This is a genomic window from Subtercola vilae (assembly GCF_004923255.1).
GTDB lineage: Bacteria > Actinomycetota > Actinomycetes > Actinomycetales > Microbacteriaceae > Subtercola > Subtercola vilae.
In genome coordinates this window covers 1-25,891 of sequence record NZ_QYRT01000037.1, presented here as the reverse complement: position 1 = coordinate 25,891, position 25,891 = coordinate 1, and the positions used below count along the sequence as shown (strand labels likewise).

The following is a 25,891-nucleotide window of genomic DNA, read 5'->3' as shown; positions in this document are numbered from 1 at the left end:
TCATGACCGAAACGCACACCGGGGTGCTGGCCGAACGTCAGGCCGGCACCCCCCGGAATGCCTCGAACAACGCCACTCGAACCGCCGCTCCGAGCGCCTGGTACGCAGCTCCCGCGCTGATCATGTTCGTCGGGTTCGCGATCGTTCCGCTCGTCATCGTCGCGGGGCTGAGCTTCACCGACTGGGATGGCCTGAACGCCATCAACTTTAGCGGGCTCACTAACTGGATCAAGGCATTCAACGACCCGCAGACGTACCACTCGCTCGGGCTGACTCTGCAGGTGATGGCACTGAGCTGGATCATCCAGACGCCCATCTCGCTTCTGTTGGGCGTGTTCACCGCCGGGAAACAAAAATACCGGGCCGTGTACGGGGTTTTCTTCTTCATCCCCCTACTGATCTCTGCGGCCGCGATCGCGATCGCCTTCAAGTCCCTGCTCGATCCAAACTTCGGTCTCGGCCAATCACTTGGCGTGCCGTGGCTGTCCCAGAACTGGCTGGGCGACCCGAACATTGTCATCTACACGGTGGTGTTCATCATCGCCTGGCAGTTCGTCCCCTTTCATGCCCTGCTCTATCAGGGCGGCGTGAGGCAGATCCCGGAGAGTCTGTACGAGGCGGCGACTCTCGACGGGGCGGGCCGGATGGCACAGTTCTTCAACATCACCCTCCCGCAGCTTCGGAACACCATCATCACGTCCTCAACCCTGATGCTTGTCGGATCGCTGACCTATTTCGACATCGTGTTCGTTCTGACCGGCGGTGGCCCCGGCACCTCAACCCGGTTGCTCCCGTTGGACATGTACCTGACCGGGTTCTCGTCCTACAACATGGGACTCGCGAGCGTCCTCGCCGTGATCCTCGTCGTGCTCGGCCTGGTGCTATCGCTCGGGCTGACGAAGTTCTCCGGATTCTCAAAGATGAGTAGCGAATTGGAAGGTGCATGATGGCCATCGCCGCCCCCGCCCGAACAACCCCCACAACCCGATTGGCCTCAGCTCCACGGGGGCGAAAACGAAACCGGGTGCTCCCCAATATCCCGGCAGGCATCACGGCCACGATCTGGCTACTCATCGCCATCGTCCCGATCTATTACGTCGTGATCACCAGCTTGAAGAACCAGACCAACTTCTTCTCCGGTAACGCCCTGCTGCCCCCCGCGTCACCGACTCTGGACAACTATGCGCTGGTGCTGCAGAACAATTTTCTGGCCTACTTCGCCAACAGCCTGATCGTGACGCTTGTCAGTGTCGCCTTCGCAGTCGCTTTCGCGTTGATGGCAGCCTTCGCGATCGTTCGCGGCTCGCTCACCAGCAGACGACTGCGGTTGTCGTTTTCGGTGTTCCTGCTCGGGCTGGCGATTCCGCTACAAGCAGTGATTATCCCGATCTACCTGATGATCACCCGCGCCGGACTCTACGACAGCCTCATCGCACTGATCCTGCCCTCCGTCGCATTCTCGCTGCCACTCTCGATTATCATCTTGGTGAACTTCCTCCGCGACATCCCCAACGAGCTGTACGAGGCGATGCGGGTCGACGGTGCGTCGAACTGGAAGATGCTCACCACGATGGTGTTGCCGCTGGCCCGCCCGGCGCTGACCACGGTAGCGATCTATGACGGACTGAACGTCTGGAACGGCTTCATCTTCCCCCTCGTTCTCACCCAAAGCCCCGATAAGCGAGTGCTGCCATTGGCGCTCTGGTCGTTCCAAGGCGAATTCACCTCCAACATCCCCGCCGTGCTCGCTGCCGTCGTCTTGTCCACCCTTCCGATCCTGGCACTGTACATCTTCGGCAGGCGACAGCTACTCGCAGGCCTCACCGCCGGCTTCGGAAAATAACACCACACCGCCAAGGGACCACCACCTCAATATGACTACCATCTTCCATGTCGCAACCACTGGCTCCGACACATCCCCAGGCCACGCCGACTCTCCGCTCCGCACGATCAACCAGGCTGCCGCCCGAGCCCGCCCGGGAGACACCGTGATCGTCCACGATGGTATCTACCGGGAATGGGTGAAACCCCAGTTCGGTGGCTCCAGCGACATCCGGCGGATCACCTACCAAGCCGCAGCCGGCGAACACGTCATCATCACCGGCTCAGAACACATCAACTCGTGGGAGCACGAGCACGGGACGGTCTGGAAGGCGGTCATACCGAACGCCTTTTTCGGCACCTTCAATCCGTTCGCTGAAGAACTCAACGGCGACTGGATCGTCTACGCCGCCGAAGACTCACCGAAGAAACACCTCGGCGACGTGTACCTCAACGGAAAGAGTTTCTACGAAGTCCTCAGCCACACGGAAGTGTCCAACCCAACCCGACGAACAACGGTCGTTGACGACTGGACGGCAACCACAACCACGATCAACGATCCAGCACAGACCTGCTATGTGTGGTACGCCGAAGTCGACGAGGACGCCACAACCATCTGGGCAAATTTTCACAACGCAAACCCCAACACCGAACTCGTCGAAATCAACGTACGCCGTTCAGTGTTCTACCCAACCGAACACCACCTCGACTACATCACCGTACGCGGCTTCGAGCTCTCCCAGTCTGCCAGCCCGTGGACTCCTCCGACAGCCGACCAGCCGGGTCTGATCGGACCGAACTGGGCAAAAGGATGGGTGATCGAGGACAACATCATCCACGACGCAAAATGCTCCGCGATCTCAATAGGTAAGGAAAAGACCACCGGCCACAATTTCGCCACAGACCGCCGCGACAAACCCGGCTACCAATACCAGCTCGAATCAGTGTTTTCTGCCCGCCAGATCGGCTGGGACCGCGAACATGTCGGCTCCCACCTCATCCGTCGGAACACAATATACGACTGCGGTCAAAACGGCATCGTCGGACACCTGGGCTGCGTATTCTCGACCATCGAAGACAACCACATCTACAACATCGCGCTGAAGCGCGAATTTTACGGGTACGAGATCGGCGGCATCAAACTACATGCGGCGATTGATGTGATCATCCGGCACAACCGCATCCACGACACGTCCTTGGGTATCTGGTTGGACTGGCAGACGCAGGGCACCCGACTCTCCCGAAACGTCCTGTACAACAACAGCAGGGATCTCTTTGTCGAGGTAAGCCACGGCCCCTACCTTGTCGAACACAACATTTTTGGCTCCTCCGCATCGCTCGAGATCTTCAGCCAGGGCGGCGCGTTTGTGAACAACCTCGTTCTCGGCAGCGTGCTGCTCGAGCCTGTAGTTGAACGCCCAACGCCCTATCACGTGCCACACAGTACCCAGGTGGCCGGCTATGCCGCCATCCTCGGTGGCGACGACCGGCACATCGGAAATCTCTTCCTCGGCAGCAGCCCCGCAAAACCGTACGGGGCGGACGCATCCCACGGGCACGGTACCTCTGGTTTCGGGTTAGCTGGATACAACGGGCACCCTGCCCACCTGGCGGACTACCTCGCCATGGTCAACGACCCTACCCGCGGCGACCACGAACGCTTCGCCGGCGCGAAACAACCTGTGTACGTCCGCGACAACACCTACGCAGCCGGCGCTGAACCATACGAGCTGGAAGCGAACCCAATCGTTTTGAAAGGGCCGGCAAGCGCCGCTATCATCGAGGCCGACGGTCATGTCTACTTGACGAGCGATCTGCCGCCCGAGTTCGACGTCGCCCAAGTCGAGACCGTCTCGGGCCACGATCTGCTTAAAGTTCGATTCGTCGACGCCGACTTCGAGGAGCGCGACGGGAGCACGGCGACTTTTCTCATCGACGTGAACGGCGTGCAGAAAGAGCACGGGTCCAGCTACCCGCCTGGTCCCATCGCACCGCTAACGAGCGGACTGAACCGAACACGAATTTGGTAATCAGTCGCAGTGGCTGAGAGCACGAACCTTCTGTGCACCCTCTGTGCTTTCGTGAATGTGCAAGCGGTTATTTCACAGTCAACCCGGGGCGGGGGGCACGGTGTCATTTTCGGAGAGGAACTCGCTGCCGTTGCTTCGGCTAGTTGCCCAACTTGCTAGGTTTGCGGCGAGCCCACGAACCACGATCGAATCGGCTTGATCGGGAGCCTCATCTGCAGGATCGGCCCGGCCAATGGCTCTGAGAACATAGGAGGTAGCTGCTCGCTCGCACGTCCCCGGGCCCATGAAGCTAGCACGTCGCGGAGTAACGCGTCGATGAGATCGTCAGGTGGGTCATGAATGCTGGCGCCGTTTCCGAGGTCGATGGCGTGCACCCATACTTCCCACGTGCGCATCCAGATTGTTTCTGACTACCTCGCAGAAGGTGTCATGTCGCCGAGATGGTGGAAGGTTGCAATGCGTTCAGCGACGTTGTCGGGGCTTCCGCCGTCCCTGGCGATGGGTGCGTCGGCTTGCGTGTCGCAGCTCTTACCGGTGGGTGTTGCTTGGCGTAGACGCGTTCCTTCGCTTCCAGCGTGGGCGGACCCGGATTAAACAAACCATCGGCCCCGCGAGACTCTCAGACTTGTACATCTCATCCTTACTGACGCCAGCCCTGTGCGAGTGGTCGTCAGCGAAATTCACGGCCCGACCCCCTCGAGGATGTGTCGTGGCTATTCTCACAGCAGCTTTTAACACAAGAGCTCATCGCACATCAGGCACCTCGATACGATCCTTCACAGCCCTTCCTCATCTCATGTGTCGCTGTCCGGGTTAAGTCCTTTTGGCTCTTGCGAGGATCAAACGCTTCAGAACCTCAGGCGCAACGGTCAGATATCAAATGGATGGCCCTCGTTCACCTCTGAGGGGCTTTGGGCTGCTCCACTGCCGGCCGGAACTTACCAACTACAGAACTCGCCTTTCTTCGCCGCCGGTCTCTCCATCGGAGACGAAATCTCACTATGTCGGTCCCGACGCCAATGCAGCAGACGCCGGAGACGCTCATCGCCCCTCAGCGCTGCGGATGCGGATCGAAGCGAGCTCCGACGAGGAGGCACCTCTCGACATTCGGCTGCGGATGCCTCAGTGGCTGGCCGGTCCAGCAGACGTGAGGGGCTGCGAGGTGGAGCCCGGCGATGGGTTCCAGGTGCTCAGGCACCCTGGTGGGCTCACAATCTGCGACGTCTCGCTACCTTTCACGCTCAGTGCAGTGCCTATTCCAGACGAACCCACCACGATCGCCTTCCGCGAGGGGCCGACGGTTCTGGCGGGTCTCGTCGACCATGAGGTGACCCTCACCGGAGATCCGACGGATGCTGCCGGGATGCTCACTCCCGACAACGAGCGATAGTGGGGCCAATGGATGACGAGGTACCGCACGCGGGCCGGACAGCCTTCGGTACGCTTTCAGCCGCTGCGAGAGGTTGTTAACGAGTCAGTCTCAGTTTATTTCCCTGTCATCGAGCACTTTGCCTCGAATGCACCGGTATGACCACATCAGTCACGTCAGGTTGAGACGTGGAATCTAGGAGTCAAACCTGGGAACGTGCTTGTGCCCGTTGGAGATTCCTGGGCTCCGTGTCACCGAATTTCGTAGGTTCCGTCGAGTCGCGCTCGGCCGACCAGGTGTCCTGCCATCGCATCCCGTAACTCGGCCAACGTGAATTTCTCGGTCAGGGTCGTGCGCCGATTGAGAGCAAACATCTGAAAAACGTAGGAATGCGGCCCGTGAGATGGGATCGGCGCGGGGCCTGCCCAGCCGAGTCGACCGAGCGGGCCCTTGCCATGTCGCACGCCACTAAGTGGGCTCGGGTTCGTCAGAGCGTTTTCAGGAATTGCTTTGAGTGACGGGTCAATGCCAACCGTCAGGTCGTGAGTGGCTGGGCGCTTTCCCGGAACATCCGGATCCTGCACTATCAAAACGAGTTCTTCCGTTCCGGCGGGAGGCGTTGTCCAGGTGAGTGCTGGTGAGATGTTCGCCGCAAATATCCGGCCACGATGGTGCTCAGGTATGGGACTCCCATACTCGAACGCGGGACTGGTTAGGGTGAAGTTCTCCGGTGCTTGGACATCTGGTTGTGCCCAAACAAGAGTGTGGTGTCCCGCCCGTCGATTGCGAAGTGCGCGTCCAACGGGATTGATCATGGGCTCTTCTTCTTTCTGTGCGTCTAGTGGCGAATCAAGGAGGCATAGTGCTCGCGATTGCCGCCGCAATGATAGGTCCACCACCCGTACCAAGTTGCGGCTTTTTAGTTATACTAAAGGTATTCATTTAGTTACACTAATGAATGATGAAAATGGATACAAGACACCTTTCGGATAGCGCCGCGACAGCCGATCTGAGCGCCACTGTGCGCTCAACTATCGGACGCCTCTATCGACGTTTCCGAAGTGAACGAGTTGATGGAGCGCTCGGAGACACCGCGCTCGAAGTTCTGACGTATCTACACAAGCACGGCCCACGCACCTTGACCGAGTTGAGCGAGATGGCTCAAGTCGCCCCTGCTTCTATGACTCAAAGCGTGAACAGGCTCACCTCTGCTGGTTATGCCGTGCGATCGCCAGACCCGAACGATCGCAGAAAAGTACTCTTCACTGCGACCGCTGCGGGTGCCGAAGTCGCTCTCGCGAACAGTGCGCAGCGAAATGCCTGGCTCGACGCTCAGCTCGAGAACTTCAGTCCTGAAGATCAGAGAGTCATTGCGCACGCTTTCGAACTACTCAATAGAGTTGCGGAGTCCTAGAGGCCGTTTCGGTGACCGGCACTCGAGGCGTCGCGACCACTCCCCCGAACCGAGTTGGCCCGAACAGCACAGATCTTTCTCTGACCAGGTATTTTTTCTGCGGAGGGCGTGAGATTCGAACTCACGAGACATTTCTGCCCACCAGTTTTCAAGACTGGCTCCATCGGCCACTCGGACAGCCCTCCAAGCTCACCGCTGGCACCGAAGCGCCGGCAAGCGAACAAGCCACAATGCTAGCCGATTCGGCGGCGGCGTGCGCGGGAGACGAGTGCGAGCATCCCGAGCACCAGCAGGGCCGCGGCGAGCGCGATACCGACGGCGGTGATGAGCACGTTGGCCCCGGTGCCGGCGAGAGCTGATGTTGCGGTGGCCGAGGCAGCGCCGTCTGCGGCCGTGAGAACGCGGTCGCGGGTCGCGACGCTTGCGCCTGTGATCGTGCCTGCATCTGCATCAGCTCGGGCTCCGGCTCCGCCAGAAGGAGCCGTGCCTGACGTTGACGAAGGGGCAGGAGTGGCCCCGCCTCCGGCCGACGACGGGGTGGGTGTTGGCGGCGGGGTTGCTGCTCCGGTCGGGCCAGCGGGTGCTGTCGATGTGGGTGTGGGTGTGGGTGTCTGGATGCCCGCGGCCGCGTTCACCGTGAGGGTGAAGTGCTGCGGGGCTGACGCCGCCACGGGGTTCGAGGCGACCACGGTGAACGTCGAGGTGGTGGCGAGGGCGGGGGTGCCCGAGATGACTCCGGATGAGGCGTCGAGGCCGAGGCCGGCCGGGAGGGCATCCGGAGCAGTGAACGACAGGGTACCGACCCCGTTCGCAGAGACGGTGGTTTCGTAGTGGGTGCCGACGGTGGCCGCGGGCAATTCTGAGGTGGTCATGACGGGGGCGAGGGGCAGAGCGTAGACGGCCGATTGGTCGGGGGCGACGACGAGCAGGGTGCCGTCGGGGGTGAGGGTCAGCCCCGCGAGGCCGACCGACGCAGGGAGGGTGAGGATGGTGTCGGGCAAGCTGGCACTGGAGGCACCGGCGGGGATCATGCTGACGCTTCGGGTAGACGGGCAGGCGACGAAGATGTTGCCGCGCGCGTCGGAGATGAGGGTGGTGGGACTGCACCCGTCGGGCAGTGCGAAGGTGTTGAGGCCGGCGGCGGGCGCGGAGGCAGCGGTGTCGAACTCGGTCACGATGTTCTCGCCGGCGTTGGCGACGAAGAGCATGCCGTCGGGGGTGATGGCGAGGGCCGTCGGGCGCGACCAGGGATCGAGTACGGCGAATCGGTCGGTCACGACGCCCGTGCCGGTGATCTTCGAGACGGTGTCGGTGCCAGAATTCGCGGTGAAGAGGTTGCCGTGATTGTCGGCCACGATGTCGGTTGGCCACGACAGGTTTGCGAGTCTGGCGAAGGTCACGGTGAGGCCGCCACCCGGGGCGAGTTGGGTGACGGAGTCACCGATGGTGTTCGCCGAGAAGATGTTGCCCGCCGTGTCGTGGGTGAGTGCCGCGGGGTTCGTGCCCGGCTTCAGGTCAAACGTCGTCGGCGCTGAATCGCTGCCGGGCTGGAACCGGCTGATGCTGTGGGCGCCCCAGTTCGCGGTGTAGAACGTTCCGTCGTCGGTGCGGGTGACGGATTTCGGATGCGCGTCGGCACCCAGGCCGACAACACCGCCCACCCCGACCACTGTGTTCGGGGTGCCGTCGGCCCCGAAGAAGCTGAGGGCGTTGGTGGCGTAATCGGCCGTGACGAACCCACCTCCCCCGGTTGAGACGATCGCCCGCGGCGACGCGCCTGACCCCACATACGCAAGAAGGGCCGCGCTTGGCGCGACCCTTCTTGGCTGTTCACTGACGCCACCCATCGGACTGGCGGCTGCGGCCACCGACCCGAGTGCGACCAGCGCCGTGATGGCGGGAATGGAAAACAATGATCTGCGATTCATAGTGGAAACCCCTGAACTTGACTGCTCTGATATCTGTCGACCCCCCGATGAGGGTGAGCATATCTCTGGTTCTGAGGTTTTCTCGGGTTTGACACAGCGACACGCGGGAGCTGGAGTGCCGCGTATCGCTGCGATGCCCTATACGGAGTGACGGCGGCGGCGGAGTGCCATGACGGCCCCACCTGCCGCGAGGAGCGCGAGGGCTCCGCCGCCGAACGCTACGGCGCGTGAGGCGTCGGCGCCGGTACTCGCGAGGGTGCGCGACGAGTTCGAGCCGGTCGACGTTCCACCGTTACCGCTGGCGCTTCCTGCGCCACCCGTGCCGCCACCGGAGCCGATGGTGGTGCCCGAGGTTGTTGCGGTCGGGGTGGGAGTGGGTGTCGGGGTGCCGGTCGTCGCTGCCGCCGCGACGGTGTAGGTAACCGTCTGCGCGGCACTGACGCCGTTCGGGGTGCGTGCGGTCACGGCAAACGAGAAGGTTCCGGCGGTGGGCGGGGTTCCGCTGAGCTGCCCGTCACGCGTGACAGTCAGCCATGAGGGCGCATTGGTGCTGGTGAACACAACGGCACCGAGGCCGGTAGCGGCCAGCGAGCCGGTGAACGGCGTACCGACGGTGAGCGAGCCAAGCGTGGTCGTCGTGACCACGGTGCTGAGATCGAGGGCCGAAACGGTGCCGAGCGTGGTATCGGCAACCAGCAGCCTGTTGTCTGACGAGACGGTGAGCGCCCAGGGCTTCGCACCCGCGGCGGTATAGGTATGGACGACGTCAGCGGTATTGATGGAACCCGCAGCGATCTCGCTGATCGACGCGGTGCCCGAGTCGGCCACAAACACATTGTCATGCGAATCGACGACCAGGCCCGACGGCTTTGCGCCAGCACCAAGCGGGAACGTCGCGACGATCGCCGACCCGGTCGTAATGCTCGGGTCGATGGCGGTCACCGAGTCACCACCGAAATTTGCCACATACAGAATGCCGTGCGAATCGATGGCAATCGCGTCAGGCGCCGCACCCAAACCAAGCCCAGCAATGCTGTACGTGACAACGAGAGTGGCTCCAGTTGTATCAATCTTCGAGACCGAGTTGTCACCAGAATTCGCCGTGTAGATATTGCCAGCGGCGTCGGTGACGATGCCTTTGGGGTTCGCCCCGGGCGCAAGGGATGCGTAGAGCGGGGTCCCGGTTCCATCAGCCGCAATTCTGGTCACGGTACTGCTCGAACCCTGGTTGACCGAATAGATCGTGTTCGATGGTGCTATCGCCATCGCCACGGGGTAGTGGCCGGCTCCTACCGAATGGACCCCCACGCCGATTCCGGGCACGAAAACGTCGATGTTACCGTTCGCCACATCTGCCGCATAGAGAAAACCAGCGCTATTACGAACGACGCTACTAAAGCTTGCGTCGGGAACAGAGAACGAGTCGCCCGGAATGGCTCCGCCGTCTCCCGCGAACGCGGTCACCGAAGGAACGCCGAAGTTGGCGGTATAGAACTCCCCATTCGGGCCCGCGATGATCGCCCGCGGTTGGGCTGTCGCGCCAACCGTGACGAGAGGGTCGGTCACGACCGGCTGCGCGGAGGCGCCGAAGGCTGATCCGGCAGCGCCCAGAACGGCGAGGCAGACGAGGGGCACTGTAAGTAAGGGCAGAAGTTTCATGAGGATGAGCATAACTCAGTATTACGATGAAGCGCCATACCGATCATCCGGAGCCCGTGTAGAAAGACGAACCTCAGCCGAGTCGGCGGCAATTCAGCAAGAAGGCCGCGAGAAGACGACCGAGGAGCGCTACGCCAACCGCGCCTGCGCCTGACCGTCGTCATAGATCGTTCCGGTGACCTCGGTGGCCACAGAGAAATGCGCGGGTTGTCATTCGAGCACAGGGTCGTGGTGCGCCGTCGAGCCGGGGGCGGCATTCATGCGGTAAGCAGAATCGCGTGGGGCACGCTGGGCCCGGAAGCAGGCGGACCCAGCGCCTCAGTCAGCGCGAGTTGCGCTGCAGGGAGAGCCGACGGCGAAATGAAGTCAAGGCAAGGCCGATAGCCATGATGGCGGCTGCGGTGCCGGCGAAACCGGCGAGCGTCGGGCCCGATGTTCCCGTGTGGGCCAGAGTCGCAGTCGCGCCACTACCGCCTGTGCCAGCGCCATTTCCGCTACCGGCGCCCGTTCCACCCGCGGGTGCCCCAGTACCGCCGGTACCACCCCCGGTGTTCACGGCTGCCACTTCGATGGTGTAGTTCTTCGAAATGCTTGAGCCGGTGGGACCGGTAGCCGTAACCGAGAAGGAGTAAGCGCCATCGGCCGTCGGCGTGCCGCTCAGCGTGCCGTCGGCGGAGAGTGTGAGCCATGACGGCAGGTCAGTCGAGGCGAAGGTGATGGGGTCGACACCCGTCGCCGTGATGGTCTGCGTGAATGCCTTGCCGACAGTTGCACTCGTCAGCGAAGTCGTCGTGATGCTCGTCGACAGGTCGAGTGATGTGACGGTGTTGTTGCCGAACCCGGTGACCAATAGCGTGTTGGTCGACGAAACTACAATGCCAGACGCCCCTGCGTTGTTCGGGAGAGTCAAGATCGTCAGGGGCGAGCTGTTGCTGCCAGCCGGAATCATGCTCACGGTGTTCGGGCCCGAATTACTGACGTAGACGTTGTCATGCATATCGACCGTGATTCCCAGCGGGTGAGCGTCTGGAGCCAGGGTGAAAGTGCCAACCACGTTCGCACCCGCGGGCTTGGTCGAGTCGACCTTCGCGACCGTTCCCGCCACGTAGTTAGCCACATACAGAATGCCGTGGCTGTCAATAGTGATCGCATCCGGCCCGTCCCCGGGCGAGAATTCGGCGAATTTGTCGGTAACCACTCCCCCCGGGGTGATCTTCGAGACGGTGCTTGTTCCCGAGTTGGCCGTGTAGACGTTGCCCATCGAATCGGTGACGATACCTTTCGGCAAGGCGCCCGCGGCAAGGGTTGCGAACTGTGAGATGGGTGATATCAAACCGCCCGACTGGGTCACCTCCCAAATGGAGTTGCCAACCGAGTCAGCCGCATAGACAGTGTCTGCAGACGCGGTGCTGGAGTGGTCGACTGCGACCGCCCCAGGGGCTCGGGTTCCACCAAGCGAGTACGTCGACGCGCTCGGCTCGCCTGGCACGTACCGCGAAACCGATGCGGTGCCCGCATCTGCTATCCAGAGGGCACCGAAGCTGTCACGGGCAATGGCTCTCGGCGCGGCGCCGCCGCCCAACGAAATCGTCGCATTGTTCAGCGATGCACCGGATGCATTGAACCCGGTCACCGTGCCAGCGCCATAGTTCGCCGTGTAGAACTCCCCGTTGGGCCCCACCGCGATGCTGCGCGGAACGGAGCCTGCACCGAGCGAAACGAGAGGATCGATGACGACCTGGGTCGCAGTCGCCGCGGTTGCGGTGCACATGCATACCAGCACTGCCACAGCAGAGCCAGCGAGAAGGGAGCGTTTACGCACGATGAAACCTTTCGAGTGTCGACCCGTGTCAAAGTCACTGGAGACTTCAGGTCATCGGTGAGCTTAGCTCATGTATCGAGCAAACCTCAACCCTCGTTGCGCAGAACCGACTGGTGCGGGAGCGACTACACCAACCGCGCCAACGCCTGCGCCAAGCCGTCGTCATAGATCGTTCCGGTGACCTCGGTGGCGACGGCGAGCACGTCATCGGGCGCCTGCCCCATGGCCACAGCCCGGCCCGAAACGCCGGCCCAGAGCAGCATCTCGATGTCGTTGCGCCCATCGCCGGCCGCCAGAACGCGGGAGGCAGGGATGTCGAGGAGCGCCCGCACCCGCTCGAGCGAGGTCGACTTGTTGACGCCGTCGGGGGCGATGTCGAGCCAGGCGGTCCAGCCGACAGAGTACGAGACGCGGTGCAGGCCCATGGTCTCGACGATGGCGAGAAAGTCTTCCATGTCGTGCCCGGGCGAGATGACCACGACGCGGGTGGCGTCGATCTCGAGCAGGTCTTCGAAGCTGACCTGCTCGCCGCCGACGCCCATCGAGCCGCTCGGAAAGTCGCCGGTGTAGCGAAAGTAGCCCTCTTCGTCTTCGACGGCGTAGTGCGCGCTGGCGAGGTGCTGGTGAATCTGGGTGAGCACGGCGCCCGGGTTGAAGGTCTCGACGATCTCGCGGCGGTAGCCGAGGGGCGCGTCGGTGTCGCGCTGCAGGGTGATGGCGCCGTTCGAGCACACTACGTAGGTGGGCGTGATGCCGAGCAGGTCGAGCACGGGCAGGGTCGCGGCAACCGAACGCCCGGTGGCGAGCATGACCTCGTGACCGAGCCCGGTGAGGCGGGCGACCTGGTCGATGACGGCCTCGGCGATCGAGCCGTCTTCGTGCAGAATCGTGCCGTCGATGTCGAGCGCGACGAGCCAGCGATCGGTCACCGGATGCCCGGCGGAGCCAGCGCCGACCGAAGCCGCCGCACTCACGGCCGCCGCCCGTTCAGCGGGGTCATGACCTCGAGGCCGCCGAGGTACGGGCGGAGCACCTCGGGAACCACGACCGATCCGTCGGCCTGCTGGTGGGTCTCGAGCAGCGCCACGATCCAGCGCGTGGTGGCGAGGGTGCCGTTCAGGGTGGCGACGGGAGCGGTTTTGCCCGATTCGGTGCGGTACCGGGCATCCAGTCGCCGTGCCTGGTATGTGGTGCAGTTCGACGTCGAGGTGAGCTCGCGAAAAGTGCCCTGCGTGGGAACCCACGCCTCGATGTCGTACTTGCGCGCGGCAGACGAGCCGAGGTCGCCCGCGGCCACGTCGATGACGCGGTAGCTGAGGCCGAGCGAGGTGAGCAGCTCCTCTTGGTAGCCGACGAGACGCAGATGTTCGGCTTCTGCCTCTTCGGGCAGTACATATGTGAACATCTCAAGCTTGTTGAACTGGTGAACGCGCAGGATGCCCCGGGTGTCTTTTCCGCCAGAACCGGCCTCACGGCGGTAGCACGTCGACCAACCGGCGTACCGGTAGGGTCCGTCGGTGAGGTCGAGAATCTCGTCGGCGTGGAACCCCGCGAGCGCCACCTCGCTCGTACCGGTGAGGTACAGGTCGTCGGCCGGAAGGTAGTAGATCTCGTCGGCGTGCTCGTTCAGAAAACCGGTGCCGCGCATGATCTCGGGGCGCACGAGGGTGGGCGTGATCATGGGCGTGAAGCCGTAGTCGAGCGCCTTCTGCAGTGCGAGGTTCATGAGCGCGAGCTCGAGGCGGGCGCCGATGCCGGTGAGAAAGTAGAAGCGCGCGCCGCTGACCTTGGCTCCGCGCTGCAGATCGAAGGCGCCGAGCAGCTCGCCTAGCTCGACGTGGTCGCGCGGCTCGAAGTCGAACTCGGGCCGGGTGCCGACCTCGCGCAGAGTGACGAAGTTCTCTTCGCCGCCGGCCGGAACGCCGTCGATGATGGGGTTCGCGATGGATCCGACGAGGCGGTCGAACTCGGCCTGGGCATCCTGAACCCGCTCGTTGGCGAGCTTCACGCCCGCGGCCATCGACTGGGCTTCGGCTACCAGCGCCTTCTTGTCGGCCGGGGCGGCCTTCGCAACCTGCTTGCCGAAACTGTTCTGCGCCTGTCGCAGGTTCTCGAACTCGGTGATGGCCGCGCGGCGCTCGGAGTCGGCGGCCAATGCCTCGTCGACGAGCTCGGTCGACGCGCCCCTCGCGGCCTGGGAGCGCCTAATGGTGTCGGGGTTTTCGCGCAAGAGTACTGGATCGATCACCTGCACAATCTTAGCGATGCCATACCCTGTGTCTTGTGGCCGTCAGAGAGCAGGGCAGAGCAGAGCAGGGCAGTTCCGACGAGGGCAGCGCCGATCAGGGCAGTGCGGGCGTGAAGCACGCGGCAGTGGTGTACAACCCGATCAAGGTCGACGAAGAGCACCTGCGCAGTGCCGTTGCCGAGCGCGCGGCGGCAGCGGGCTGGGGCGAGACGCTCTGGTACGAGACCACGGTGGATGACGCGGGGCAGATCCTCACCGGCGAAGCGGTGCTGGCCGGGGCCGACGTGGTGATGGCCGCCGGGGGTGACGGAACCGTGCGGGCCGTGGCCGAGGCGCTCCGCGGAACGGGGGTGCCACTGGCGCTTCTTCCCTCGGGCACCGGCAACCTGTTGGCGCGCAACCTCGACATGACGATGAACTTCGACGAGGGCATCCAGCTCATGTTCACCGGCTACGACCGTGCCATCGACGTCGGGCTGATCGACATCTACCGGCCGGTGCCGAGCCCCGAGGCCGATATCGCCCGCGGCGAGTCGTCGGAGAACGAGCCGCCCGCCGGCGACACGGCGCCCGACGAACCCGTCTCCACGCACGTCTTCCTCGTGATTGCAGGCCTCGGAATCGACGCCAAAATGATTGCGAACACCAACTCGAAGCTCAAAAAGGCTGTCGGCTGGCTGGCTTATGTTGACGGCGGCCTTCGCGCCATCCCCGAACTGCACGCCATCACCATGAAGGTGTCGATCGACAACGAAGAATGGCGCAGCGTCTCGTCGCACTCGGTGATGGCCGGCAATTGCGGGCTCCTGCCGGGTGGTTTGCTGCTGATTCCGGATGCCCGACCCGACGATGGCGTACTCGACTTCATGGCGCTGCGGCCCAAGGGGCCCTTCGGCTGGATCAGGGCGTGGAACAAGGTCGCCATCGAGAACGGAGTTCTCGCCAAGTCTGCCGCCGGCCGCAAGATCATCGAGCTCTCGCCCGACGTCAACGATGTCATCTACCGGCAGGGAACCGACCTGCGCCTCGACCTCGACGAGCCGCAGGAGATCCAGCTCGACGGTGATGAGTTCGGGCGGGCGTCGCAGATCCACGTCTGGATCGACCCCGCCGCCCTCATGGTGCGCGTCTAGCTCTCGGTCCGCCGCCGCCGCCCGAATCGAGTTGCCCCAGCTTGTCGGCGCCCGCAAGCCCGGGCGACAGTCCGGGGAAACTCGGTCGCGGAACGGGGCGGGACGGGACGGCAGGGGTCGGGACAGGGCGGGACGGGACGGCAGGCGCCCCGCGCTCAGCCCTGCGGCTCGCCCGCAATGAGCGAGCGCAACCAGTCGCGCGCCTCGATGAACACCTCGTCGTCGTAACGCTCGATGTACTCCACCGGAGCGCGGTCGGCGCGCGGGTACGACCCGAGAAAGATGACGTTCGGGCTGAACCGTCGAAGCCCGAGCAGGGCGTCGGCGACACGTTCATCCAGAACATGGCCGTCGGCGTCGATGACGAACCGGTAGCGGCCGAGCGCGTCGCCGATGGGCCGCGACTGCAGCAGGCTCAGGTTCACCCCGCGCGTCGAGAACTGTTCGAGCATCTCGAGCAGCGCGCCCGAGCGATCTTCGGGCAGCTCGACGATGAGGCTGGTCTTGTCGGCCCCGGTGGGCTCTGGCAGCCGGGCGGCGCGGCTCACGAGCACGAACCGCGTCACGGCGTTCTGGTTGTCGCCCACGTTCTCGGCGAGCACCCGCAGATCGTGGTGCTCGACGATGCGCGGGGGCGCGATGGCAGCGTCGGCGAGGTCGCTGTCGAACAACGCCAACGCACTGGCCACATTCGATGTCGACGGAATGTGCCCGTGCGTCGGCAGGTTCGCCTCGAGCCAGTTGCGGCACTGCGCATACGCCACCGGATGCGCGTTCACCACGTGCACGTCTTTCAGCTCGATGCCGGGCCGGGCCACCAGCGCGAACTGCACCTTCACCAGGTATTCGCCGATGATGCGCAGGTTCGGGATGTTCGCCAGCGCGTCTTGGGTGGCACTCACGCCGCCCTCGACCGAGTTCTCGATGGCGATCATCGCCGCGACGCTCCGCCCACTTGTCACATCGTCGAGCGCCTCGCCCACGTTGTTGACGCTCCGCCACACCTTGCCGACCGCCTCGGGAACCTGTGCGAGCGCCGCCTCGGTGAACGTGCCGGTGGGGCCGAGATAGCTGTAGATCTCGGGTACTTCGGCGATGCTCTGCGAGGCGGCGGCTACGGCTACGGCTTCTTCGATGGCTTCTTCGGGCGCTGCTGACATGCAGTTGAGCCTACTGCGATCACTCCTGGCAGATGGCGATGCTCGATTTACCTCTCGTGGCGGGGAAGCACGTGCGGTAGTGCAGGTTGTGCGACAGGTTGACGGCGTACGCGGAGGTGACCTGCGAACCATCTGAGCGCGCGTAGATGTGGTCATAGCCCACTATGTCGACCGAGTAGAACAGGTTTGCGACCCACGGGTCGCCGCCGCCGCTCGAGCCGTACCCGTGGCAGATTCCCTCTGAATTGCGCGCGCACGCAATGGCACCCTGCGCGTTCGCCGCCGATGCGCCGCCGACGGCGAACACCCCCGCGAGCGAGAGTACGGCGAAGCCCACTGCGGCGAACCGGCGGGCACGGCTTGTTGGCTTGTTCATGGTGGATCCTTCTTCTGATCGATTTCGGTGGCACGAAGTGTGCCTCCACAGAGAAGAGAGTGCGTGACCCCCATTCCATTACGCCGATTCCCGAATTCTCTGCACCCGGGTTTCCAACGCTGAAACCCCTCCCGAACCCCCGCGCAAGTACTACAGAAGACGCCCGCCGAGGTGCCAGACTGGACACATGAACGAGCGCGCCGGGCTGCAGGCCCTCCCCGAAGACCTGGTCGACATCGACGCTCTCGTGGGGGCGTACTACGAGCTCACGCCCGACGTGACGAACCCCGAGCAGAAGGTCATCTTCGGTACGAGCGGGCACCGCGGGTCATCGCTTGACACCGCCTTCAACGAGAACCACATCCTGGCCATCACGCAGGCCATCGTGGAGTACCGTGCCGTGCAGGGCATCACCGGCCCGCTGTTCATCGGGCGCGACACGCACGGGCTGTCGAAGCCCGCCGAAGACACCGCGCTCGAGGTGCTGAGCGCGAACGGAGTGACGGTGTGGACCGACTCCCGCGGCTCGTACACCCCCACGCCCGCGGTCTCGCACGCGATCCTCCGCTACAACCACGCCGAGGCCGGCCACAGCGACCAGGCCGACGGCATCGTCATCACCCCGAGCCACAACCCCCCGCGCGACGGCGGCTTCAAGTACAACCCGCCACACGGCGGCCCGGCCGATTCCGACGCAACGAGCTGGATCGCGAACCGCGCGAACGACATCATCGCGGCCGGCCTCGTCGACGTGCTGCGGGGCGAGGCCCAGCCCACCGATACGTACGATTTTCGCGAGAACTATGTGAGCGACCTGTCGCGGGTCATCGACATGACGAAGATCGCCGAGTCGGGCATCCACATCGGCGCTGACCCGCTGGGCGGCGCGAGCGTCGAGTACTGGGAGCTGATCGGCGAGCGCTACGGCCTCAACCTCGACGTCGTCAACACTGTCGTCGACCCGCAGTGGGCGTTCATGACGCTCGACTGGGACGGCAAGATCCGCATGGACTGCTCGTCGCCCTACGCCATGGCCTCACTTGTCGCCAACAAAGACGCCTATGACATTTCAACCGGCAACGATGCGGATGCGGACCGGCACGGCATCGTCACGCCCGACTCGGGCATCATGAACCCCAACCACTACCTTGCCGTGGCCATCCAGTACCTGTACACGCACCGTACGGGCTGGCGAGCAGACGCCGCCATCGGCAAGACCCTGGTCTCGAGCACCATGATCGACCGGGTCGCCGCATCGCTCGGGCGCCGCCTCTGGGAGGTGCCGGTGGGCTTCAAGTGGTTCGTGCCCGGGCTCATCGACGGCAGCGTGGCGTTCGGCGGCGAGGAGTCGGCCGGCGCGTCGTTCCTGCGGTTCGACGGCAGCGTATGGACCACCGACAAAGACGGCATCATCCTCGCCCTGCTCGCCTCGGAGATTCTCGCGGTGACCGGCAAAACGCCCTCGCAGCACTACGCCGACCTGGTCGAGAAGTTCGGCGACCCGGTCTACGAGCGAGTGGATGCCGCGGCCACGAAGGCGCAGAAAGCCCAGCTCGGCAAGCTCGATGGCGACGACATTCCCGCCGACACCCTCGCCGGCGAGCCCATCACCGCGAAGCTCAGCCGAGCTCCGGGCAACGACGCGGCCGTGGGCGGCGTGAAGGTCACCACCGACCACGCCTGGTTCGCCGCGCGTCCCTCCGGCACCGAAGACGTCTACAAGATCTACGCCGAATCCTTCCTCGGCCCCAAGCACCTCAAAGAGGTGCAGGCCGAGGCCAAGCGCATCGTCGACGGCGCCCTCGGCGCCTGACCGCAGCATCCACTCGGCAAAGTTTGTGGGTGCGGGGCCGTGACACCCGCAAACTTCGCCGAGTCGACGGAGTAAACGTGCAACCCGAGCAGGTGGGGTGCAGCTGTGGCTGCGGCTGCGGCCGGCGTAGCCAGCGTCAGCCGGCGTAGCCGGGGGCGGCGGGGAGCCCGAAGAACTCTTCGAGGGTCTCGACCCCCTTGGCGTGCATCTCGGTTGCGAGGGCCGTGCCCACGTACCGGAAGTGCCAGGGCTCGTACTCGTAACCGGTGACCGCCGTCTTGTCGGCCGGGTAGCGCAAGATGAAGCCGAATCGGTACGCGTTCGCGGCCAACCACTGCCCCGAGGTGCTCTTGCCGAAGCACGGGTAATCGGTCGTGCATCCGCTGGTCGTGTCGAGGATGTCGATGGCGAGGCCGGTCTGGTGCTCGCTGAAACCGGGCCGGGCGCTGGTCTGGTCGGCGCCCGCGACGCCGTCTTGGTTCACGTAGTACTGGTACGAGCTCACCTGGGTGCTGTACGAGCGGTAGCCGCTCTGCGCGATGAGCGTGGTGCCGGCCTCGGTCTTGTCGGCAGCGAACATCGCGGCCAGCGCGTCGACCGTGTCAGTGCGAAGCGACTGCCCGAACGGGTTCTTCATCTCCGCCGGAATGGCTTCGAGGTTCGGCGGCACGAAATCCGCCGCGCCGGCGATGGCCCGCTGCTTGTTCACGACCACCCAGAGACTCGTGGGGTCGTCGAGCGAGTACCGCGTCTTGTCGAAGCCGGGCGCCGCAGCGGGCGTGGTCGGCAGGATGCCCGGGGCCGGGCTCGCGCTCGGCGAGGGCGAGGGCGCCGTTGACGTGAGCCCCGACGCGCTCGCGCTCGGCGACGGCGAACCCGACACCAGCGCCAGGGCGGTCGGCGCCGCGATCTTCACCACGACCACGGTCACGATGATGAGCGCCGCCAGAATGATGACGATGAGGGAGGCAGCCACGACCCGGCGCGCGCGGAGGGCCCGGGCCCGGTCATCCGGAGCTGGCGGCGGAGTCTCGCGGCTCCCCGAGCGCGGTTGCCTGAACCTCTTCTGCGGGGGCAGGTCGGGGGGCAGATCGGTTGACACTCGCCAAGTGTATTGCCGCGCAGTGAACGGGTAGCCGAATACTGGCTACGACAACCTGGCATGCGCCCTTCAGACGCCCACAATTCGTGTCAGATGAAGAGCTGCGCCGCGCGACTCAGTCGCTGATGCTGTAGAAGTGCGCCGTTCCGCCCGGGTTGTCGACCGTGATGGCCTGGTCGAGGTCGCGGTACTGCGCGTCGAGGGTGTGGCCCACGAGTTTGATCGAGGTCGATCCGTCGGGATTGGCGATGACGGCCGAGACCACCATCGTGTGGTCGACCCCGTTGTCGTTCTGCGGGTCCCAGTCGAACATCGCCACGTCGCCGGGCTTCAGTTTTGCGCGGTCGGCCAGTTCGAGGCGGTGGGTATCGGTGCGGGAGGCGAGATAGTCGTCCATCTCGTTGCCACGGATCCAGCTGAAGCTGTAGTCGCCGGTCGTCGCGTAGTCGCTGTACCAGTCGTCGTTCTGCGCCCAGCCCCGCGCCACCAGCGTCTGGTTCACGAAGTTGCCGCAGTCGTTGTCGGAGAACTTGCCCCAGGCGTCGAGGTTGTAGTTCTGCCAGTAGGTGAAGGCGTACTGCATTTGCTTGTCGACCGACGTGACCGCCTCATACGTGAACTCCTTACCCGTGTCGACCGTCGTTCCGTCGGCTTTGGTGAGCGTGATCATGGCATTCGCGGGCTGGTAGTCGATGGCTGCGGGCGTCACGAAGGTCACCTGGCCGTCGCCGGTGCTGGTCAGGGATGCCGCACCGACGGTGCCCACGAGAACACTCACCACACCGGCCAGGTCTGACCCGGTCAGGGTGACAGTGGTTCCGCCCACCAGGGATCCGCTCGCCACGCTTGCGTCGGTAACAAGCGGATTCGGTGTGAGGGTGGGGCTCGGGCTGGGTGACGCAGCGCCGGCGTGTGACTCTTCGCCCACGGCACTGATCGCCGTGCATCCGGCGACCGCCATCAGACCGGTGCCAACCGCAAGAAAAAGAAAGGAACGACGTGTAGGCATTGATCAAGACGAACATATTTTCTTATCAATTGCCTTGGAGAGACCTACGGCTTGCACCGAACTTTCGTCGGGTGTAACTTTGCACTCTCCGCAATTTTCTGCGCGACCTCCACCGCAGCCGCTTTTCCAGATCAGGAAATCATGTCACGCACCCTCTCGACGGGCCAGGCCCGAGCACAGTCGATCAAAGATGCCGGCGGCGTCATGACGCACCGCCAGATTCTGGTCATCATCTTCGCCCTCATGGCAGGCATGTTCCTGTCGGCCCTCGACCAGACCATCGTGGGCACGTCGATCAGAACCATCGCCGACGACCTGAACGGCCTCGCGTTGCAGGCATGGGTGACCACGGCCTACCTGATTCTGTCGACCATCAGCACGCCCATCTACGGCAAGCTCAGCGACATCTTCGGCCGTCGCCCGCTGTTCATCATCGCCATCAGTGTCTTCTTGATCGGCTCACTGCTCGCCGGCCTCGCCACCTCGATGTACGAGCTCGCGGTCTTCCGCGGCATTCAGGGCCTCGGTGCCGGTGGCCTCATGGCCCTGCCGCTCACCATCATGGGCGACATGCTCGCCCCCCGCCAGCGCGCCAAATACCAGGGCTACTTCCTGGCCACGTTCGGCATCGCCAGCGTCATCGGCCCGCTCATCGGCGGCCTGCTCTCGGGTTCGCACGAGATTCTGTTCATCACCGGCTGGCGCTGGGTGTTTCTCATCAACATTCCCATCGGCGTCGTCGCCCTCGCCGTGGTACTGAAGTTTCTGCACCTGCCGCACACGAAGCGCGCCGTACGTATTGACTGGTGGGGGGCGGCCACGGTCATCCTCGCGCTCGTCCCGCTCTTGCTCATCGCCGAACAGGGCCGCGAATGGGGCTGGTTCTCGGCCGGCGCCTGGGCTTGCTACGTTCTCTCGGCGGCCGGCATCGTGGCGTTCATCTTCGTCGAGAGCCGCATGGGCGACGACGCACTGATTCCGCTGAAGCTGTTCAAGAACTCCACGTTCTCGGTGGCCACCGTGCTCGGCGTGCTGGTCGGTTTCGGCATGTTCGGCGCGCTCCTGACCGTGCCGCTGTACCTGCAGCTCGTTCAGGGCGCAACGCCCACCGAGTCGGGCTTCCTGATGCTGCCGATGATTCTCGGCCTCATGATCGCGTCGATCGTCAGCGGCCAGCTCATCGCCCGCACCGGCAAGTACCGCATCTTTCCCATCACCGGCACGCTGTTCATGGCTGTGGGCTTCGTTCTGATGACCTTCCTCACGGTCGACCGGCCGCTCTGGTACGTCATGATGTCGATGTTCTTCATCGGCCTCGGGCTCGGCCAGATGATGCAGACGCTCACCATCGCGTCGCAGAACGCTGTGGGCCCGCGTGACATCGGGGTGGCGACGAGTGCGTCGACGTTCTTCCGCCAGATCGGTGGAACCCTGGGCACCGCCGTCGTGTTCTCGTTCATCTTCACGCGCCTGCCGAACACCATCGGCGACGCGTTCGCCGACCCCACCAACACGGCCAACCTGAAGGCGGCGCTGGCCGACCCGACGGTGCTCGCGAACCCCGCGAACAAGACCATCCTGGGCCTTCTGCAGTCGAACGACCCCTCTGCGATCTCCAACGCGCTCGACGGCGACACGTCGTTCCTGAACAACTCGACGCGGGCGCTCGCCTACCCGTTCCTCGACGGGTTCTCGAACGCCATCGCTTCGGTGTTCTGGATCACCCTCGCGGTGATCACGGTTGCGTTCGTGCTGAGCCTGTTCCTGAAGGCCACGCCGCTTCGCCAGAAGTCTGCGCTGCAGGAGGCGAGCGATCTGGATGCCCGCGACGACGCTCTCGCGGCCGAAGCGCTCTCGGCGGCCAACACCATGGGTGCCCTGATCGAGCCCGGCACGTCTGACGGCGAGCGTGAGCCCTCGGCTACGGTGGCCGATACCCTCCGCGCCGCCCCAGTCCTGGATGCCACCCCCGGCACCGATGCCACCACCAGCGCCGAGGGCACCGACAGCACCACGAAGCCCAGCGGCCCGCGTCACGGCTGAGCGGGCACGCCCTCTTCGAACGACGTACCGGCCGGGAGGCGGCGCCGCATGACGGCGATCGCCTCCGGGTTCTGGTCGACCAGCAGAAACCGCCGCCCGAGCTTCGCGGCCACGGCGCCGGTGGTTCCGCTGCCGGCGAAGAAGTCGATCACCAGATCGCCCTCGCGCGACGAGGCCTGAACGATGCGCCTGATCACGCCCTCGGGCTTCTGTGTGGGGTAACCGGTCTTCTCTTTGCCCGTCGGCGACACGATCGTGTGCCACCAGACATCCGTCGGCAGCTTGCCGCGCGCCGCGCGCTCAGGCGTCACGAGCCCCGGTGCCATGTACGGCTCGCGGTCGACCGTCGCCGAGTCGAAGTAGTAGGTGTCGGGGTTCTTCACGTACACCAGAATGGTGTCGTGCTTCGTCGGCCAGCGCGTCTTCGCCTTCGCACCGTAGTCGTACGCCCAGATGATTTCATTCAGAAAGCTCTCGCGCCCGAACAGCGCGTCGAGCAGCACTTTCGCGTAGTGCGCCTCGCGGTAGTCGAGGTGGAGGTACAGGGTTCCGTCGTCGGCGAGCAGGCGCCAGGCTTCGAGTAGGCGGGGTTCGAGAAACTCCCAGTAGTTCTCGAACGCATCGTCGTAGCGCAGCAGGTCACCCTTGATGCGCGTGTAGCTGTTGCCCTTGAACCCGGTGATCGACCCGGTACCGGCGGATGCCCGAACCGCCGTCGTGCCCTGACGCCGCTGCACGCGCCCGGTGTTGAACGGCGGATCGAGATAGATCACCGTGGCAGACCCGCTGGCGAGCGTCGGAAGCAGCTCGAGGTTGTCGGCGAGGATCACCCGGCCCAGCGGCGCGGCACCGTCGCGGTCGCCGTCGCCGTCGCCGTCGCCGAGACCGTCTTCTTCGGGGGCGGAGGGGGCGGGCATCCTCTCATTGTGGCAGCCCCACCGCAACGCGGTCGCCCGGCGACGCCACAGGGCGTACCGTCGATCAGACCATGAGCACCGAATTGCAGCACAGAACCTCCCAGAACCGTTACGTTCTGCTCGTCGACGGCCGCGAAGCAGGTTTCGCCGACTACCGCCTCACCGGCAACGCGATCGTCTTCACGCACACTGAGGTCGACCCCGCCCACCGCGACGAAGGCCTCGCCAGCACCCTCATCGCGGGGGCCCTCGACGACGTACGCACGGGCTCCGGCCTGAAGCTCGTCGCACAGTGCCCCTTCGTGGTCGACTTCATCGACGCCCACGCCGAGTACCACGAGCTCGAAGAGCGCGGCTGACCCGCCGCGCGCTCTCGCCGGCCGCCAGCAGGCGGCGCGGGCCCAGAACTCGTACTTCCCTTCTCGCGGCGCGTCTGGTTCACTGTGGAGGCATGAGTACCACAAACATTTTCGTCACCGTACCGGTTGCTGATCTCGAAGTCTCGAAGGCGTTCTACACCGCCCTCGGGTACACCGTGAACCCGAACTTCAGCGACGAGTCATCTGCCTGCATCGTGCTGTCTGACACGATCTACGTGATGCTGCTCGCGAAGTCGCGTTTCGGCAACCTCACCGACCGGGAGCTCGTCGACCCGAAGACCCACACACAGGCCCTGCACGCGCTTGGAGTCGAGACGCGAGACGAGGTCGACGCGCTCGCTGCGACGGCCCTGGATGCCGGGGGCTCGGTTCCCGGCGACCCCCAGGACTTCGGGTTCATGTACGCCCGCGACATCGAAGACCCCGACGGCAACGGGTGGCAGATCACCTGGATGGACCCAGCGGCCCAGCAGAACGGCCCGCCCGCCGAGTAGCCGGGAGGCTCCGGCAGCGTGACTCAGGGCACGCGCTCGATCCACTCGCGGGTGCCGAACTTGTCGTGCACGAGCTGCTCGGCTTTGGCGTACTCGTCGTCGGTCACATCGCCGGCGGTGGCGCCGTAGAGCGACGTGAAGGTGGCCTTCATGCGCTCGATGATCTCGGCGCGGGTGAGCCCGGTCTGGCTGCGCAGCGGGTCGACCCGTTTGGCGGCCGATTTCGTGCCCTTGTCGCTCATCTTCTCGCGGCCGATGCGCAGCACCTGCACCATCTTCTCGCCGTCGATGTCGTAGCTCATGGTGACGTGGTGGAGCACCGCGCCGTTGCCGAGCCGCTTCTGCGCGGCGCCGCCGATCTTGCCGGAGGGGCTCGCGATGTCGTTGAGCGGAACGTACGACGCATCGATGCCGAGCGACTTCAGCGCCACGATCACCCACTCGTCGAGAAACGCGTACGAGTCGGCGAAGCTGAGCCCCTGCACGAGGTCGGCCGGGGCGTAGATCGAGTAGGTGACAACCGAGCCGGCCTCCATGAACATGGCGCCGCCACCGCTGACCCGGCGCACCACGTCGAATCCGAACTTCGCGGCATTGTCGGGGTCGACCTCGTTCTTCAGCGACTGAAAGCTGCCGATGACAACGGCCGGTGAATCCCACTCCCAGATGCGCAGCGTCGGCTGGCGACGACCCTCGCCCACCTCGACGGCGAGTACCTCGTCGAGCGCCATCTGCATGACAGGCGCGACGGCCTTCGAGTGAATCAGTTGCCAGTCGTAGTCGCGCCAACTCGTGGCTTTTGCCAGGGAACGCCGGATGGCCACCGCCACCGCCTCGGGTGAGAACCCGAGCAGGGTGGCCTCTTTCGGCAGTGCGGCTTTGATGGCCGCGGCGATGGTGGCCGCCTCGCTGTCGGCCGCGAGCCCGTTGACGGCCGCGTCGATGTCGCCGAGCGCGCTGTCGGGCTCGAGGAAGAAGTCGCCCGCGAGCCGGAAGTTCGAGAACCGCCCGTCGACCACGTCGAGATCAACCACCACGAGCTTGCCGCCCGGAACCTTGTATTCACCATGCATGCCTGAAGCCTACGCGGCCATCGAGTTTCCCCACCCTGTCGGCACGGCCCGAACCAAGCGACAATCTGGGGAAACTCGATCGTGGTGGGCGGGGTGGGCG

22 protein-coding genes, 1 tRNA gene and 1 pseudogene are annotated in these 25,891 nt (G+C 64.4%); 11 read left to right on the top strand and 13 right to left on the bottom strand.

Annotated elements, in window-relative coordinates:
* Nucleotides 1-2 precede the first annotated feature (2 nt).
* The 5 genes and pseudogenes from D4765_RS19490 to D4765_RS19770 all read left to right on the top strand — a co-directional run bounded on the left by D4765_RS19490 (nt 3) and on the right by D4765_RS19770 (nt 5,241).
* Nucleotides 3-947, top strand: a complete 945-nt coding sequence (locus D4765_RS19490; RefSeq protein ID WP_201799332.1) for a carbohydrate ABC transporter permease — start codon at nt 3-5, stop codon at nt 945-947.
* A complete protein-coding gene (locus D4765_RS15190; RefSeq protein WP_201799335.1) occupies nt 947-1,843 on the top strand; it encodes a carbohydrate ABC transporter permease in 897 nt (298 codons plus the stop codon). Before D4765_RS19490 ends, D4765_RS15190 begins: the two co-directional genes overlap by 1 nt.
* A gap of 31 nt (nt 1,844-1,874) precedes the next feature.
* A complete protein-coding gene (locus tag D4765_RS15185; RefSeq protein ID WP_136643162.1) occupies nt 1,875-3,851 on the top strand; it encodes a right-handed parallel beta-helix repeat-containing protein in 1,977 nt (658 codons plus the stop codon).
* Nucleotides 3,852-4,649: 798 nt separating this feature from the next.
* Nucleotides 4,650-4,847 (top strand): annotated as a pseudogene (locus tag D4765_RS20190) (DUF4265 domain-containing protein); the annotation flags it as partial.
* A gap of 253 nt (nt 4,848-5,100) precedes the next feature.
* Nucleotides 5,101-5,241 (top strand): hypothetical protein, encoded by a 141-nt coding sequence (locus D4765_RS19770; protein WP_237280478.1) that lies wholly within the window; start codon nt 5,101-5,103, stop codon nt 5,239-5,241.
* A gap of 230 nt (nt 5,242-5,471) precedes the next feature.
* Here the strand turns inward: D4765_RS19770 and D4765_RS20185 are convergent, their stop codons facing one another.
* The gene (locus D4765_RS20185) at nt 5,472-6,035 is read right to left on the bottom strand and encodes a YbhB/YbcL family Raf kinase inhibitor-like protein (protein ID WP_136643161.1); all 564 of its coding nucleotides are present in this window, start codon (nt 6,033-6,035) and stop codon (nt 5,472-5,474) included.
* 143 nt (nt 6,036-6,178) lie between these two features.
* On the opposite strand from D4765_RS20185, the gene D4765_RS20180 reads away from it, so the two are divergent.
* On the top strand, nt 6,179-6,634 hold the full coding sequence (locus D4765_RS20180; RefSeq protein WP_136643160.1) for a MarR family winged helix-turn-helix transcriptional regulator: 456 nt from the start codon (nt 6,179-6,181) through the stop codon (nt 6,632-6,634).
* 100 nt (nt 6,635-6,734) lie between these two features.
* On the opposite strand, the gene D4765_RS19045 is transcribed toward D4765_RS20180, so the two are convergent.
* The 6 genes from D4765_RS19045 to serS all read right to left on the bottom strand — a co-directional run bounded on the left by D4765_RS19045 (nt 6,735) and on the right by serS (nt 14,291).
* A tRNA-Ser gene (locus D4765_RS19045) sits at nt 6,735-6,819 on the bottom strand.
* A 48-nt stretch (nt 6,820-6,867) separates the two neighbouring features.
* Nucleotides 6,868-8,562 (bottom strand): putative Ig domain-containing protein, encoded by a 1,695-nt coding sequence (locus tag D4765_RS15160; protein WP_136643159.1) that lies wholly within the window; start codon nt 8,560-8,562, stop codon nt 6,868-6,870.
* A 138-nt stretch (nt 8,563-8,700) separates the two neighbouring features.
* Nucleotides 8,701-10,221, bottom strand: a complete 1,521-nt coding sequence (locus D4765_RS15155; RefSeq protein WP_161580457.1) for an NHL repeat-containing protein — start codon at nt 10,219-10,221, stop codon at nt 8,701-8,703.
* Nucleotides 10,222-10,543: 322 nt separating this feature from the next.
* Nucleotides 10,544-11,992: an SMP-30/gluconolactonase/LRE family protein gene (locus D4765_RS15150; RefSeq protein ID WP_136643157.1), complete on the bottom strand. Its 1,449-nt coding sequence runs from the start codon at nt 11,990-11,992 to the stop codon at nt 10,544-10,546.
* A 176-nt stretch (nt 11,993-12,168) separates the two neighbouring features.
* Nucleotides 12,169-13,017 (bottom strand): HAD family hydrolase, encoded by an 849-nt coding sequence (locus D4765_RS15145; protein ID WP_237280477.1) that lies wholly within the window; start codon nt 13,015-13,017, stop codon nt 12,169-12,171.
* Nucleotides 13,014-14,291: a serine--tRNA ligase gene (gene serS, locus D4765_RS15140; RefSeq protein WP_136643156.1), complete on the bottom strand. Its 1,278-nt coding sequence runs from the start codon at nt 14,289-14,291 to the stop codon at nt 13,014-13,016. Before serS ends, D4765_RS15145 begins: the two co-directional genes overlap by 4 nt.
* Before the next feature lie 35 nt (nt 14,292-14,326).
* Between serS and D4765_RS15135 the strand changes: the two genes are divergently transcribed.
* Nucleotides 14,327-15,424, top strand: a complete 1,098-nt coding sequence (locus tag D4765_RS15135; protein ID WP_237280476.1) for a diacylglycerol/lipid kinase family protein — start codon at nt 14,327-14,329, stop codon at nt 15,422-15,424.
* Between the two features lie 155 nt (nt 15,425-15,579).
* Here D4765_RS15135 and pheA read toward each other — a convergent pair whose 3' ends face one another.
* Both pheA and D4765_RS15125 read right to left on the bottom strand, forming a co-directional pair.
* The gene (gene pheA / locus D4765_RS15130; protein ID WP_136643155.1) at nt 15,580-16,584 is read right to left on the bottom strand and encodes a prephenate dehydratase; all 1,005 of its coding nucleotides are present in this window, start codon (nt 16,582-16,584) and stop codon (nt 15,580-15,582) included.
* Nucleotides 16,585-16,603: 19 nt separating this feature from the next.
* A complete protein-coding gene (locus D4765_RS15125) occupies nt 16,604-16,960 on the bottom strand; it encodes a hypothetical protein (RefSeq protein WP_136643154.1) in 357 nt (118 codons plus the stop codon).
* 187 nt (nt 16,961-17,147) lie between these two features.
* Here D4765_RS15125 and pgm point away from each other — a divergent pair, with 187 nt between their 5' ends.
* On the top strand, nt 17,148-18,773 hold the full coding sequence (gene pgm, locus D4765_RS15120; protein WP_136643153.1) for a phosphoglucomutase (alpha-D-glucose-1,6-bisphosphate-dependent): 1,626 nt from the start codon (nt 17,148-17,150) through the stop codon (nt 18,771-18,773).
* A gap of 136 nt (nt 18,774-18,909) precedes the next feature.
* Here the strand turns inward: pgm and D4765_RS15115 are convergent, their stop codons facing one another.
* The gene (locus tag D4765_RS15115) at nt 18,910-19,875 is read right to left on the bottom strand and encodes a M15 family metallopeptidase (protein ID WP_237280475.1); all 966 of its coding nucleotides are present in this window, start codon (nt 19,873-19,875) and stop codon (nt 18,910-18,912) included.
* Nucleotides 19,876-19,990: 115 nt separating this feature from the next.
* Complete coding sequence (locus tag D4765_RS15110; protein ID WP_136643152.1) at nt 19,991-20,884, bottom strand: amidase domain-containing protein; 894 nt, start codon at nt 20,882-20,884, stop codon at nt 19,991-19,993.
* Nucleotides 20,885-21,088: 204 nt separating this feature from the next.
* Here D4765_RS15110 and D4765_RS15105 point away from each other — a divergent pair, with 204 nt between their 5' ends.
* Nucleotides 21,089-22,927 (top strand): MDR family MFS transporter, encoded by a 1,839-nt coding sequence (locus D4765_RS15105; RefSeq protein ID WP_136643177.1) that lies wholly within the window; start codon nt 21,089-21,091, stop codon nt 22,925-22,927.
* On the opposite strand, the gene D4765_RS15100 is transcribed toward D4765_RS15105, so the two are convergent.
* Nucleotides 22,918-23,844 (bottom strand): DNA-methyltransferase, encoded by a 927-nt coding sequence (locus D4765_RS15100; RefSeq protein WP_136643151.1) that lies wholly within the window; start codon nt 23,842-23,844, stop codon nt 22,918-22,920. The genes D4765_RS15105 and D4765_RS15100 overlap by 10 nt on opposite strands.
* 71 nt (nt 23,845-23,915) lie before the next feature.
* On the opposite strand from D4765_RS15100, the gene D4765_RS15095 reads away from it, so the two are divergent.
* The gene (locus tag D4765_RS15095) at nt 23,916-24,203 is read left to right on the top strand and encodes a GNAT family N-acetyltransferase (RefSeq protein ID WP_136643150.1); all 288 of its coding nucleotides are present in this window, start codon (nt 23,916-23,918) and stop codon (nt 24,201-24,203) included.
* Nucleotides 24,204-24,295: 92 nt separating this feature from the next.
* Nucleotides 24,296-24,718 carry a VOC family protein gene (locus D4765_RS15090; RefSeq protein ID WP_136643149.1) on the top strand — a complete coding sequence of 141 codons (423 nt, stop codon included), beginning with the start codon at nt 24,296-24,298 and terminating at the stop codon, nt 24,716-24,718.
* 23 nt (nt 24,719-24,741) lie between these two features.
* Here the strand turns inward: D4765_RS15090 and D4765_RS15085 are convergent, their stop codons facing one another.
* Nucleotides 24,742-25,791: a lipoate-protein ligase LplAB gene (locus D4765_RS15085; RefSeq protein ID WP_136643148.1), complete on the bottom strand. Its 1,050-nt coding sequence runs from the start codon at nt 25,789-25,791 to the stop codon at nt 24,742-24,744.
* Nucleotides 25,792-25,891: the final 100 nt, after the last annotated feature.

Coding starts and splice junctions, on each gene's coding strand:
- D4765_RS20185 (WP_136643161.1), bottom strand. CDS start 6,035: ATGATCAATCCCGTTGGACGCGCACTTCGCAATCGACGGGCGGGACAC.
- D4765_RS15125 (WP_136643154.1), bottom strand. CDS start 16,960: ATGAACAAGCCAACAAGCCGTGCCCGCCGGTTCGCCGCAGTGGGCTTC.
- D4765_RS15110 (WP_136643152.1), bottom strand. CDS start 20,884: ATGCCTACACGTCGTTCCTTTCTTTTTCTTGCGGTTGGCACCGGTCTG.
- D4765_RS15095 (WP_136643150.1), top strand. CDS start 23,916: ATGAGCACCGAATTGCAGCACAGAACCTCCCAGAACCGTTACGTTCTG.
- D4765_RS20180 (WP_136643160.1), top strand. CDS start 6,179: ATGATGAAAATGGATACAAGACACCTTTCGGATAGCGCCGCGACAGCC.
- D4765_RS15100 (WP_136643151.1), bottom strand. CDS start 23,844: ATGCCCGCCCCCTCCGCCCCCGAAGAAGACGGTCTCGGCGACGGCGAC.
- D4765_RS19490 (WP_201799332.1), top strand. CDS start 3: ATGACCGAAACGCACACCGGGGTGCTGGCCGAACGTCAGGCCGGCACC.
- D4765_RS15085 (WP_136643148.1), bottom strand. CDS start 25,791: ATGCATGGTGAATACAAGGTTCCGGGCGGCAAGCTCGTGGTGGTTGAT.
- D4765_RS15185 (WP_136643162.1), top strand. CDS start 1,875: ATGACTACCATCTTCCATGTCGCAACCACTGGCTCCGACACATCCCCA.
- D4765_RS15160 (WP_136643159.1), bottom strand. CDS start 8,562: ATGAATCGCAGATCATTGTTTTCCATTCCCGCCATCACGGCGCTGGTC.
- pheA (WP_136643155.1), bottom strand. CDS start 16,584: ATGTCAGCAGCGCCCGAAGAAGCCATCGAAGAAGCCGTAGCCGTAGCC.
- D4765_RS15150 (WP_136643157.1), bottom strand. CDS start 11,992: ATGTGCACCGCAACCGCGGCGACTGCGACCCAGGTCGTCATCGATCCT.
- D4765_RS15155 (WP_161580457.1), bottom strand. CDS start 10,221: ATGAAACTTCTGCCCTTACTTACAGTGCCCCTCGTCTGCCTCGCCGTT.
- D4765_RS15090 (WP_136643149.1), top strand. CDS start 24,296: ATGAGTACCACAAACATTTTCGTCACCGTACCGGTTGCTGATCTCGAA.
- D4765_RS15105 (WP_136643177.1), top strand. CDS start 21,089: ATGACGCACCGCCAGATTCTGGTCATCATCTTCGCCCTCATGGCAGGC.
- pgm (WP_136643153.1), top strand. CDS start 17,148: ATGAACGAGCGCGCCGGGCTGCAGGCCCTCCCCGAAGACCTGGTCGAC.
- D4765_RS15190 (WP_201799335.1), top strand. CDS start 947: ATGGCCATCGCCGCCCCCGCCCGAACAACCCCCACAACCCGATTGGCC.